The organism is Ruegeria sp. YTSA105 (assembly GCF_059610225.1).
In genome coordinates, this window is record NZ_JBXWNE010000008.1 from 176,716 (window position 1) to 189,123 (window position 12,408).

Here is a 12,408-nt window from a genome sequence, read left to right on the forward strand (position 1 = left end):
CTCAGGCAACGTCGAACTCCAGCGGTTTGATTTGCGTGAACAGGCCGGTTTCGGCCAGCTTTGCCCGCGCTTCGGCTGGCACCGGTTCGTCGACATACAGCAGCGCAATCGCTTCGCCGCCCGCTTCGGACCGGCCAAGGGTAAAGTTGGCGATGTTCACATCGCTTTCACCCATGGTCTGGCCCAACGCACCGATGATACCCGGAACATCCTCGTTGGTGGTGTACAGCATATGCGCGCCGACCTCGGCGTCGATATTGATGCCTTTGATCTGGATGAAGCGCGGCTTGCCGTCGCTGAACACCGTGCCACCGATGGAACGCTCGCGCTTTTCGGTCACGACAGTAACCTTGATGTACCCCTCGAAGGCACCCGATTTATCCTGATTGGTGGTCGAGATCTTGATGCCACGCTCTTTGGCCACCACAGGGGCAGAGACCATGTTAACCTCGGGGTTGAACTTTTTCATGATCCCGGCCACGGCCGAACAGTTCAGAGCCGCAAGGTTCATCTCAGCCGCGACACCGTCATAGAGAATGTTGATCGCCTTGATCGGCTCATCCGTCATTTGACCGATGAAGCTGCCCAGATGTCCGGCCAGTTTGATCCACGGCCCCATGACCTTGGCTTCTTCGGCGGTGACGGACGGCATGTTCAGCGCGTTCTCAACCGCGCCGGTCAGCAGGTAGTTCGAGATTTGCTCGGCCACCTGCAGCGCCACGTTTTCCTGCGCCTCGGTCGTTGCGGCCCCCAGATGCGGCGTGCAGACGACGTTGGGCAGGTTGAACAGCGCATTGTCCTTGGCCGGTTCTTCGCTGAACACGTCAAAGGCGGCACCCGCCACGTGACCGGATTGCAGAGCCTCGGCCAGCGCCTCTTCATCGACCAGACCACCGCGGGCACAGTTGACGATGCGCACGCCAGGCTTGGTCTTGGCCAGATTTTCGCGGCTGAGGATGTTGCGAGTCTGATCGGTCAGCGGCACATGCAAGGTGATGAAATCGGCACGCGACAGCAGCTCATCCAGTTCAACCTTTTCAACACCCATCTTGGCGGCTTTCTCTTCGCCCAGATAGGGATCATAGGCGACAACCTTCATTTTCAGGCCCAGGGCGCGTTCGCAGACGATCCCGCCAATATTGCCCGCACCAATGACGCCCAAGGTTTTGTTGGTCAGCTCGATCCCCATGAACTTGGACTTTTCCCATTTGCCCGCATGGGTCGAAGTGCTAGCCTCGGGGATCTGCCGCGCCACGGCGAACATCATCGCAATCGCGTGCTCGGCTGTGGTGATCATGTTGCCAAAGGGCGTGTTCATCACGATGACGCCCTTCTTGCTGGCGGCATCCTTGTCGACATTGTCGGTGCCGATGCCGGCGCGACCTATGACTTTCAGCTTGTCCGCATGTTCCAGCAAGGTCGGCGTGACCTTGGTGGCCGAGCGGATGGCAAGGCCGTCATATTGGCCAATCACTTCGGCCAGTTTATCTTTGTCCTTGCCCAGATCGGGCATGAAATCCACGTCGATGCCGCGGTCGCGGAAAATCTGAACAGCGGTTTCACTGAGTTTGTCAGAAACGAGTACTTTGGGAGCCATGTCTGTGGTCCTTGAATGTAATGAGATGTCCGGGCCTGAGGCGGCCCGGTGAAGATTGGGAAAGATCAGGCGGCTTCAGTTTGTGCTGCGAGCTCAGCCTCGAAGGCCCAGGCTAGCCAGGGCAACATCGCTTCGATATCCGAAGTTTCGACCGTGCCGCCGCACCAGATACGCAGACCCGCAGGTGCGTCGCGATAAGCCCCGATATCCAACGCGATATTCTCGGCCTCCAACCGCTTTGCAACGGCCTTGGCAAAGGCTGCGCCGTCCCGGATGCGCGCATCGGTGAATTTCAGACAGACAGACGTATTCGACTGCGTCGCCGGGTCGTCAGCCAGGTTAGCGATCCAGCCATTCTGCTCGCAGAACGCATGCACCGCACCGGCATTCGCATCGGCCCGGCCAATCAATCCCTGCAGACCACCAACTGAGCGCGCCCAATCCAATGCGAACAGATAGTCCTCAACCGCCAGCATCGACGGGGTGTTGATCGTGGCGCCAGTAAAGATACCATCGATCAGCTTACCGCCCTTGGTCAGGCGGAAAATCTTGGGCAATGGCCATGCGGGGGTATAGCTTTCAAGCCGCTCCACAGCGCGCGGGGAAAGGATCAGCATCCCATGCGCCGCCTCTCCGCCCAGAACTTTCTGCCAGCTAAACGTGGTCACATCTAACTTGTCCCACGGCAGGTCCATCGCGAAGGCCGCCGAAGTCGCATCGCAGATCGTCAAACCCTGACGGTCATCCGCGATCCAGTCACCGTTTGGCACCCGCACGCCCGAAGTCGTGCCGTTCCATGTAAAGACCACGTCATGGAAGAAGTCGACCGAGGCCAGATCGATGATCTGCCCATAATCGGCTGTTTTCACTTCGGCGTCGATTTTTAGCTGCTTGACCACATCCGTGATCCATCCCGCGCCAAAACTTTCCCAGGCCAGCATCTCGACCTTGCGTTCACCCAACAGCGACCACAGCGCCATCTCAACCGCGCCGGTGTCAGACGCGGGAACGATGCCGATCTTGTAATCTGCTGGAATGCCCAGCACTTCACGCGTACCTTCGATGGCCGCTTTCAGCTTGTCCTTGCCAACAGCAGCGCGATGCGAACGGCCAAGCGCTGCGTCAGCCAGTTTGGTCAGGTCAAATGTGGGGGGTTTGGCGCAGGGGCCCGAGGAAAAGCGCGGATTTGCCGGCCGCATTTCAGGTTTGAGCACGGCGTCATGCGACGCCGGTTGTTCGATAGTCATGTGTATTACCCTTCCAGATACACGCCCCTCGTTGGGGAGGGGTGTCCCACGGACAGAGCTAGGGTGCAGACGCAGCATCAACAAGCGAAAAAGACCCATCAGAAATCAAAAACGACAGGTTTTTATGCGCAAGTTGGGGGAGCGCGTTTCCGATAGGCGCAATTTCGTCACCGGCACAGCGCATCGTCCTTGTTGCCTATCAGGTCAACCGAACGGCTTCACCCGTTGCCAGCGCCTGTTGTGCCGCCAACCCCATACGAACGGACCACAGCCCATCCTGCAGCGTCACATCCGGCGCAGCCCGCTCGCCTCGAACAAGCGCCAGGAACCCCTGATGCTGGTAATAGGTCGATCCATTGTGGTCCCCGGCGGCCAGCAGGCGCGGATCGACGGGGATGTCCTGTGACACCGGCCCCTTCGGATTACGCGGGCTGACAATCACCTGCGGCACCGGCGGCTCACCCAGATGATCGGGCCAAAAGCGCCCCGGCCCCGGCACCAGCGCCTCGATCTTGGCCAGTTGTCCTGTGGCCGAGATTTCCTCTTGGTACCGCGATCCTTCGGCGAACATGCACAGTTCCAGCATCGCCCGCGTGCCGTTGGCGAAATCAACCAGAACATAACCGTGATCCAGAATATCCGGCGTTTCCCCATCATAGCTTTCGTCCAGATGGTTTACCGCCTGCCCACCGCTGGCGGTGATCCGCACCGGGTCGGACCCAAGGATCAGCCGCATCAGGTCGAAGAAATGGCAGCATTTCTCGACAAATGTGCCGCCAGTATTGCGGTTGAACCGGTTCCAGTTGCCGACCTTTTCCAGAAAGGGAAATCGATGTTCCCGGATCGTCAGCATCTGCACCCCGCCGGTGGATTGGAGCCCTTTGATCAAAGCGGCAATCGGAGGCATATAGCGATATTCCATCGCCACCCAGATTGGATGGGGATAGTCACGCTGCACCATTTCCAGCCGCGCCGCATCCTGCGGATCGGTGAAAAGCGGCTTTTCCACCAACAGGGGCAGTGGGCGCATCGCCGCGATGTCGCAGATCTGATCCACATGCAGGTGGTTCGGGCTGGCGATAACCAGGCAATCCAGATCCTTTACCGCGAGAAGATCCGCCACTGATCCGACCATCACAGCCTCGGGCGCGATATCTTGCGCGGCGCGGGCCATCTGCGGGTCGGGCTCATAGATCGCCACCACGCGCGTGCCATCCAGAAGAGCGATATTGTGCAGGTGCTCCTGCCCCATCATGCCGCATCCGATCAGCCCGTAGTTGATGGTCCGGGTCATGCGCGTTTCCTTTTACTTCAAGCGTTGAACATAGGTGGCCCGATCAGGATCGAACCATGTTTTGGAAAATTCGACAGGTTCAGCCTGTTCTGACCAGCTGAACCGCTCGATATACCCGACCGTCTGCCCGGCGGGTTTGGTAAAGCCCGGCGGCGTCCAATCGGGCAGTGCCGCGATTGAAACCCGATCTTCGGCCCGCGTGATCCAGAACCCCAACTGCTGCTGATAATAGCGATACAGCGAGTCCGACAGCAGGTCGCCGTCGATCAAACCCACTGATTCGTCGAGCCATATCTCTTCGACCGCGATGATTGTGTCATTCAAATAGCGCATCCGGCGCACGCGCGACCCCGTGGCCGCGGCTCCGAAACCGGGCAGATTGGCAGGCTTTTCCAGATGATCGACCGACAGGATATCCGCGCTTGGCAAACCGCCCCCTTCGGGCAGTTCAAGCCGGAACATCGCATAGACGCTGTTCTGCGTTCCGGTCTCACGGATGTAATTGCCCGAGCCCTGTATGCGTTCCAACATCCCTTTTTTCTCAAGCTCAGACAGCGATTTCCGCAGGGTCCCGACCGAGACATTCAGGTCCGCCGCCATGTCCCGTTCCGGCGGCAGGCGCTCACCGTCAATCAGACGGCCGGCCGCAATATCGCGGATCAGCAGTTCTGCAATCTGAACATATATCGGAAGGGCATTGGGGTTTCGGCTTGTGGGGGGCACGTCGGGGCGCTTCGATTGGTCACAGGAAAAATTGATACACTATTGATCTACATCAATGTGATTGCTACGCAAGAGAAAAAGCAAATCCATTGCGGAGACCGATTCAGATGACGATCGTCCCAATCACCTCCCCCGATCTGAATGCGGCCGAGGTCTCGTGGTTTTCGGCTCTGTGTTCGGATGACTATCAGTTTCTGGGGATGCCCGATGGCGATCTGCGGTCCAGCTGGGACCATTGTTCCGCCATCGTGAAAGAGGCCGAGGCACAGGGGTTTCGCAACATCCTGTGCCCGTCATCCTATCAGGTCGGTCAGGACACGCTCAGCTTTGTTGCTGGATGCGCACCGATCACCGACAAGATCAACCTGCTGGCCGCGGTGCGTTGCGGTGAAATGCAGCCCATCATGCTGGCCCGCACCATCGCGACGCTGGATCACATGTTGCAGGGGCGCTTGACGGTCAACATCATCTCGTCCGATTTTCCTGGTGAAAAGGCAGACAGCGCGTTCCGTTATCAACGCTCTCGCGAAGTCGTCGAAATCCTGAAACAGGCTTGGACGCGGGATGAGATCAACCATGCGGGCGAGGTCTATAATTTCTCGGGCCTGACCACCGATCCAGCCAAACCCTATCAGACCGGCGGACCGCTGTTGTATTTCGGCGGCTATTCCCCATCTGCGCTCGAACTGTGCGGAGAGCATTGCGATGTCTATCTGATGTGGCCAGAAACCAAGGATCAACTGGCCGGGCGGATGCAGGCGGTTCATGCGGTAGCCGAGAATTACAACCGGACACTGGATTACGGCTTGCGCGTTCACATGATCGTTCGCGATACCGAGGCCGAAGCGCAGGAATACGCTGATTACATCGTATCCAAGCTGGACGACGAATACGGTCGCGCCATCCGCGAACGGGCGCTGGATTCCACCTCGCTGGGTGTGGCGCATCAGGCCAAAAACCGCGATCTGGCGGATGAATACGGCTATGTCGAGCCAGGTCTTTGGACCGGCGTTGGCCGGGCACGATCCGGCTGTGGCGCGGCGCTGGTTGGGTCAACCGATCAGGTCATGTCCAAGATTGAAGACTATCAAAAGATGGGCATCCGCGCCTTCATCTTCTCGGGCTATCCACATCTGGACGAGGCCCGCCATTTCGGTGCCCGCGTGATGCCCAACCTGAAAACCTGCTCGCTTCCCGAGGAATACGGACGCGTGCCCAAAACCATCCCAGCCACCCCGCTGGGCAACGGAGTTCGCCGCTAATGCAACGTGTAAAGTTTTCAGACACGCTGGAAATGAGCCGCCTAGTATACGGCATGTGGCGCTTGGGTGATGACAGTGACACTTCGGCGGATCATGTCGAAGCCAAGATACAAGCCTGCCTGGATCAGGGCATCACCACATTCGATCAGGCCGACATCTATGGCGGTTACGCAGCCGAGGCGGTTTTGGGCAACGCCCTGCGCGCCAACCCGGCGCTGCGCGCGCGGATGGAGATCGTCACCAAATGCGACATCGTTGCGCCGATGGGCCGATACGCGGATGCGAAGGTAAAATATTATGACACGTCGCGTGCGCATATCCTGAAATCCGTCGACACCTCGCTGTCCGAAATGGCAATAGACCATGTCGACCTGCTCCTGATCCACCGCCCTGATCCCTTCATGGACCACCATGAGACCGGCGCAGCGCTGGACGAGGTCGTGGCCAGCGGCAAAGTGGGCGCGGTTGGCGTATCGAATTTCCGCCCGTGGGACTGGACCCTGCTGCAATCAGCGATGAAGACCCAACTGGTCACCAACCAGATCGAGATCTCGCTGGGCGAAATCCGCCCCTTCACCAATGGCGACTTGGCGTTTCATCAACAGCATGGGCAGCCGGTGATGGCGTGGTCGCCGCTGGGCGGCGGACTGCTGATGGCCGGGAACCCTCCGGTCGGCGTGGTCGCGGATGAGATCGCAGCCGAATTCGGAGTGGACCGGGCCGCAGTGGCCGTGGCCTTCCTTCTGGCACATCCTGCTGGCATCCTGCCGGTGCTGGGCACCAACAATCTGGGCCGGATCAAACAGATTTCGGACGCCTTGAAAGTCAATCTGGATCGCGAGAGTTGGTACCGCCTTTATGAGGCGGCACTGGGCCATGAGGTACCATGATGAATGCAATGTCACAGGACATGAACCATACTTTCATCCCACACAAGGATGACACCCGAACCCTGCGCGATGCGTTTGGCCGCTTTGCCACCGGAGTTACCATCGTCACCTGCAACAGCACGGACGGCCCGGTCTGCATCACCGCCAACAGTTTTTCGTCCCTATCGCTGGACCCGCCCCTGATCATGTGGGCCGGCGACCGCAACTCGCGCCGCTTCCCCTATTTCCACAAGGCGCGCCATTTCAGCGTTCATGTATTGTCCTCTGAACAGGCCGAGCTGTGTTTCGGCTGCTCGAAAAACGCCTTTGCGCTGCGAGACATCGCCCATGGGCATTGCTCAAATGGTACCCCTCTGCTGCCGGATTGTCTGGCACGGTTTGAATGTGAACAACACGCTTATCACGACGCAGGCGATCATGTGATCGTGGTGGGCAAAGTCCTGAAGGCCAGCATAAGCGATGGAGACGCGCTGACCTTCTATGCCGGAAAACTCGGCCAATTCGCGCAGTCCTAAGCGCGCTCTGACGACTGCGGGACAAACCCGCGGCTGACATAGGGAGGAAACGCATGGGCGGACTGGCAACGATGCTGGCGCCGATTGCATTCGTGAACGAAACCGTGCTGCGATTGGGCCGCGCGGTTGGCGTCGTTGCGATTGCATTCATGGTGACTGCAATCCTGATTCAGGTATTCTTCCGATATGTGCTGGGCAACGCACTGCCCTGGCCGGATGAGGCCGCCCGGTTCTGCATGCTCTGGATGACGGGTCTGATGGCCCCGACCGCATTTCGCCGCGGCGGGTTCGTGGCCATCGACATGGTGCCCCTGATGCTTCCGCGCGTATTGGGACAGATACTGATGCTCGCGCTGCTGTTCGTGTCACTGGCGGTGCTGCTGGTCGCGGTAAAGATCGGCTGGTCCGAAGTGACCGGGTTCGGGGGCAAATTCGCAACCGCCGCTTTGTATATTCCCACCTCATTTGGCTTTGACGAATGGTACCGCGTCCCGCGCAGCTGGATGATGGCCTCGCTGCTGGTGGGGGTGGCCCTTCTGATCGTAGTAAATGTCGAGCTGATCCTGCGCGCGATTGTCTCGCTATTGGGGGGCGCAGACCTGCTGCCTGAAATTGCCGACGCACCGGTGGGGGCTGAATAGATGTTGATTTGGTTCCTGCCCACCTTCCTTGTCTTTCTGATGATTGGCCTGCCGGTCTTTTTCGCCCTTTTGGCCGCCCCGGGTATCCTGCTGTGGCTGAATGGCCAATCCAATGACATCACCCTGCTGTACCGCAATGTCTATAACGGCATGGACAGCTTTCCCCTGATGGCAATCCCTTTCTTCATGCTGGCCGGAGAGCTAATGAACCGCGGCGGGATAACCATCCGTCTGGTGGAATTCAGCCAAGCCTTGATGGGCCATTTTCGCGGCGGGTTGGCGCATGTGAACGTGCTCAGCTCGATCCTGTTTGCGGGACTTTCAGGCTCTGCCGTGGCGGATACATCAGCGCTGGGTTCAATGCTGATCCCGGCGATGGAGAAGCAGGGCTATACCCGCAAATTTGCCGCGGCAATCACGGCGGCCAGTTCCGTCATAGGCCCGATCATCCCGCCTTCGGGCATCATGATCATCTACGCTTATGTGATGGGCGAAAGCGTTGCGGCGCTGTTTCTGGCCGGGATCGTGCCGGGCGTAATGGTTGGCGTTGGCCTGATGCTGATGATCAAATTCATGGCCGACAAGTATGATTTTCCCGTTGCCAGCCGCAAATACACATGGGGTGAACGGGGTCAGGCCAGCCTCAAGGCGTTCTTTCCACTGCTGACTCCGGTGATCATTCTGGGTGGTATTCTGGGCGGTATCTTTACACCTACCGAAGCCGCAGCAGTGGCCGTCGGCTATGCCTTTCTAATCGGCTTTTTCATCCTGCGCACCTTGACGCTCAAAGAAGTGCCCGAGATCCTCAGCAATGCCGGCCTGACCTCCGCCGTCGTTCTGCTGCTGGTGGGGGCGGCGATGGCGTTCAAAACCGTGGTCAGCCTCAGCCATGCGCCAGAACAGCTGGCCTCGCTGATCCTCAGCCTGTCGGAAAACCCGCTGATCCTGCTGTTTCTGATCAACCTGCTCTTGTTCGTTGTCGGCATGTTTCTGGATGCCGGGCCTGCGATCATCATTCTTGGGCCGATCCTGGGACCGATCTTTACCAGCCTCGGCGTCGACCCGATCCACTTTGCCATCATCATGAGCGTCAATTTGACTGTTGGTCTGGCCACGCCGCCCATGGGGCTGGTGCTGTTCGTGGCCGCCGCCGTGTCGCGCGAAAAGGTTGAAACCATTGCCAAGGCGATCCTGCCGTTTCTGGCCGTTGAAATCATCGTGATCTTTCTGATCACCTACATCCCCGCATTATCCATGACGATCCCGAGGATAACGGGATTTGCCAACTAACTGAGTTCCACAGGGAGGAAACGCATGCTCAGAACCTTTATCAAAACCGCAGCGGTGGCCACGTCGCTGGTCGCCGCATCAGCCATCGCGGCCACGGCAGCGGATTATACGCTGCGCGCCACGGCCAACTCGAACGAAAATGACGAGGATTATGACGGTCTAATCGTTTTCAAGAACTATGTCGAAGCCGCTTCGAACGGCGCGATCGAGGTCGAGCTGTTCATCGGTACGCAGCTGTGTTCGAACGGCGCGGAATGCCTGCAGGGTGTGGCCGATGGAACCATCGACATCTATATCTCGACCTCGGGCGGGGCGTCAGGCATCTTTCCCTATGTTCAGGTCCTCGACCTACCCTACCTTATGGCGGATGACCGGATTGCCGAGCATGTTCTATCCGGCGATTTCACCCGCACCATGCGCGACATGGCACTTGAGGATTCCGGCGGCGCGATCCGTCTGATGACCATCGGCAACACTGGTGGCTGGCGCAACTTTGCCAACACCCAGCGTCGCGTGGCTGAACCAGCTGATATGGAAGGGTTGAAAATCCGCACCGTGGTCGCTGACCTGCCACAAGAGCTGGTTAAAGCCTTGGGTGCATCGCCCACCCCGATCCCGTGGCCGGAACTGTTCACCAGCTTTCAAACCGGTGTGGTTGAAGGGTCCAAGAACGGCATCACCGACATCATGGGCATGAAATTCCCCGATGCAGGCCTGCAATATGTCACCCTGGACGGCCATGCCTATATGGGCGCTCTGTGGTGGATGAATAACGCCAAGTTCCAGGAGATGCCCGAAGACATGCGCCGTGTCGTGGTCGATGGGTTCTATGCGCTGCAGCAGGCCACCTTTGCCTCACCCAAGCGCAAGTCGATCCAGGCCTACGAGGATTTCGTCGCCGGTGGCGGTGATCTGTACGTGCCGACCCCCGAGCAGAAAGCCGCGTTCAAAGAGGCGGCAACCCCGGTCTACGAGTGGTTCCAAACCAACGTCGGTCGTGGTGATGAGGTCTTCACCGCGCTCACCGAAGCCGTTGCAGCGGCCGAGGCAGACGTCAACGCATCGCGTGACGCGGACCTGAACTAAGCCATTTAGGGTCGGGCGTTTGGCCCGACCCTCACCGAAACGGGTACATCCACCCTTTATAGTCGTTGACCAGAACATGGGCTCTTTCAATCTGCTCCGGCGACATTTTCTTGACCACTTCCTCAAGGCTGATTGCCGCGTCGGGATCGCCGCCAATGGCGCTGAGCGTGTACCACATGTAAGCCCGCACAAGATCGGGCGCAGGCATGCCCAGACCCAGTTCGTAATACCAGCCGATCCCCGATTGTGCGCCCGGATGCCCCTTCATCGATGCGCGCAGATACCATTCAAAGGCCCGTTCATAATCCTGCTCGACTCCAAGACCCAACCCGTACATCACACCGATCAATTCCTCGGCCTCGGCATTGCCGGATCGGGCGGCGGGCAGCAGTTCCTCGCGCGCGGCCTCGAACGCGCCGGCCTCCATCATGTCACGCGCCTGTTCCAGCTCGGCCAGCGCAGGGGTCGCAAGCATACACAGGGCAAATATAATCTGGCGCATGGGATTGCTTTCCTTTTCGCCGGCGCAGCCGCAGCGCAAGAGCTGCCACGCCCGCTGACCGATGATGATTTCCTGTCCTTTGATATGGAACAGGCCGCCATCGGTCATCAACTGTTTTACGATCCAATCCTGTCGGGCAATCAAAACATCGCCTGCGCCCATTGTCACCATCCCGATTTCGGAACATCCGACGGCCTGTCGCTGGGTATTGGCGAAGGCGGTCAGGGTATAGGCCCCGATCGCACGCCGGGCACTGGGTCCGACAAAATCCGCAAGCGTATTCCCCGAAATTCGCCCGGCCTTTGGAACCTCGGGGCAAAGGACATCCATACTGTTTTCCATGACGGACGACTGAGTATCTCGGATGTCTATGGCAACGGCTTCAACTCTCCGGCGCAGGAATGGTTGCCCGCGGGATTGAATTCTCTGCTGGCCGCGCAGGCGCTGTTCCCGCTGACCTCGCAGTTTGAGATGGCAGGAAATGTGGCTGAAAACGAAGTGACCGGCGCGGTACATGACCGGATAGACAAGGGCTGGCCGATCCTTGCCAAGCGTGTGCGCACCGACCCCGCCTACAGTCCGGCCATGATCACAGCCTTCCCTGAAGTCGAGACATCCGAAGACATAACCATCACCCAGATCGCCAATGCTCTGGCCGCCTTCATGGCTATCGAATGGCGCAGTATCGACAGCCCTTTTGATCATTATCTGGCAGGGAACACCGATGCGCTGTCACCGGTTCAGAAGGCTGGGATGACCCTTTTCTATGGCAAGGCGCAATGCTCCACCTGCCACGCCGGGCCCCTAATGTCGGATCAGAAGTTCCACGCGCTGGCCCTTCCGCCCTTTGGCCCCGGTCGCACCCGGCAATGGGACCCCAATGTGCGGGACGTAGGGCGCATGGGCGAAAGTGATCGGCTTGAGGATGCCTACCGCTTTCGAACGCCGATGCTGCGCAATGTCGCTCTAACCGCACCATACGGCCATAACGGGGCCTTTCCCGATCTCGACAGCGTGATCCGCCATCACCTCAACCCTGAACGCAGCCTGTCGCGTTGGACCCGTGACATGGCCGCCCTGCCCGAAATTCCGTGGCTGGAACAGATTGATTTCGCGGTATGGGGCGATCAGTTCGAAATGGCGCGCCTACGCAGCCGGATCGACATCCCAGAGATTGACCTGACAGATGCAGAAATCACCAGTCTTGTGGAATTCCTGCATGGTCTGACCGGGACCAGCATCAAGACGCCGCCATTTGGGATTCCTGACAATTTCATCCCATAAGATCAGCCCCTGGCCATTGCGGGGGCTGATCTGGTTGTCGTCTGTTTACTCTGCGGCTTCTTCGTAAGCGTCCATTG

At 58.8% G+C, this 12,408-nt stretch carries 12 protein-coding genes; 7 read left to right on the forward strand and 5 right to left on the reverse strand.

Features of this window, described 5'->3' with window-relative positions; translation table 11 throughout:
- Position 1: 1 nt before the first annotated feature.
- From serA to AC2FH2_RS12430, 4 genes are all read right to left on the reverse strand, one after another.
- Complete coding sequence (gene serA, locus AC2FH2_RS12415) at positions 2 to 1,597, reverse strand: phosphoglycerate dehydrogenase (protein WP_281973028.1); 1,596 nt, start codon at positions 1,595 to 1,597, stop codon at positions 2 to 4.
- Between the two features lie 65 nt (positions 1,598 to 1,662).
- Entirely contained in the window at positions 1,663 to 2,844 is a 1,182-nt protein-coding gene (locus AC2FH2_RS12420; protein ID WP_496823764.1) for a phosphoserine transaminase, read from the reverse strand.
- A 199-nt stretch (positions 2,845 to 3,043) separates the two neighbouring features.
- Complete coding sequence (locus tag AC2FH2_RS12425; RefSeq protein WP_496823766.1) at positions 3,044 to 4,138, reverse strand: Gfo/Idh/MocA family protein; 1,095 nt, start codon at positions 4,136 to 4,138, stop codon at positions 3,044 to 3,046.
- 12 nt (positions 4,139 to 4,150) lie between these two features.
- Entirely contained in the window at positions 4,151 to 4,861 is a 711-nt protein-coding gene (locus AC2FH2_RS12430; RefSeq protein WP_496823768.1) for a GntR family transcriptional regulator, read from the reverse strand.
- A 107-nt stretch (positions 4,862 to 4,968) separates the two neighbouring features.
- Here AC2FH2_RS12430 and AC2FH2_RS12435 point away from each other — a divergent pair, with 107 nt between their 5' ends.
- From AC2FH2_RS12435 to AC2FH2_RS12460, 6 genes are read left to right on the forward strand one after another with little or no spacing between them, the layout of a single operon-like run.
- Positions 4,969 to 6,123 (forward strand): LLM class flavin-dependent oxidoreductase, encoded by a 1,155-nt coding sequence (locus tag AC2FH2_RS12435; RefSeq protein ID WP_496823770.1) that lies wholly within the window; start codon positions 4,969 to 4,971, stop codon positions 6,121 to 6,123.
- Positions 6,123 to 7,013: an aldo/keto reductase gene (locus AC2FH2_RS12440; RefSeq protein WP_496713308.1), complete on the forward strand. Its 891-nt coding sequence runs from the start codon at positions 6,123 to 6,125 to the stop codon at positions 7,011 to 7,013. Before AC2FH2_RS12435 ends, AC2FH2_RS12440 begins: the two co-directional genes overlap by 1 nt.
- Positions 7,013 to 7,528, forward strand: coding sequence for a flavin reductase family protein (locus AC2FH2_RS12445; RefSeq protein WP_185956692.1), 516 nt, complete (start codon positions 7,013 to 7,015; stop codon positions 7,526 to 7,528). The genes AC2FH2_RS12440 and AC2FH2_RS12445 overlap by 1 nt, the downstream gene beginning before the upstream one ends.
- 53 nt (positions 7,529 to 7,581) lie before the next feature.
- On the forward strand, positions 7,582 to 8,169 hold the full coding sequence (locus AC2FH2_RS12450; protein ID WP_496689969.1) for a TRAP transporter small permease: 588 nt from the start codon (positions 7,582 to 7,584) through the stop codon (positions 8,167 to 8,169).
- A complete protein-coding gene (locus AC2FH2_RS12455; RefSeq protein WP_142637247.1) occupies positions 8,170 to 9,459 on the forward strand; it encodes a TRAP transporter large permease in 1,290 nt (429 codons plus the stop codon).
- A 24-nt stretch (positions 9,460 to 9,483) separates the two neighbouring features.
- Positions 9,484 to 10,545 (forward strand): TRAP transporter substrate-binding protein, encoded by a 1,062-nt coding sequence (locus AC2FH2_RS12460; RefSeq protein ID WP_142637250.1) that lies wholly within the window; start codon positions 9,484 to 9,486, stop codon positions 10,543 to 10,545.
- A 31-nt stretch (positions 10,546 to 10,576) separates the two neighbouring features.
- Here the strand turns inward: AC2FH2_RS12460 and AC2FH2_RS12465 are convergent, their stop codons facing one another.
- Entirely contained in the window at positions 10,577 to 11,047 is a 471-nt protein-coding gene (locus AC2FH2_RS12465; RefSeq protein ID WP_496692579.1) for a tetratricopeptide repeat protein, read from the reverse strand.
- An 84-nt stretch (positions 11,048 to 11,131) separates the two neighbouring features.
- Here AC2FH2_RS12465 and AC2FH2_RS12470 point away from each other — a divergent pair, with 84 nt between their 5' ends.
- Positions 11,132 to 12,331, forward strand: coding sequence for a cytochrome-c peroxidase (locus AC2FH2_RS12470; RefSeq protein ID WP_496823773.1), 1,200 nt, complete (start codon positions 11,132 to 11,134; stop codon positions 12,329 to 12,331).
- Positions 12,332 to 12,408: the final 77 nt, after the last annotated feature.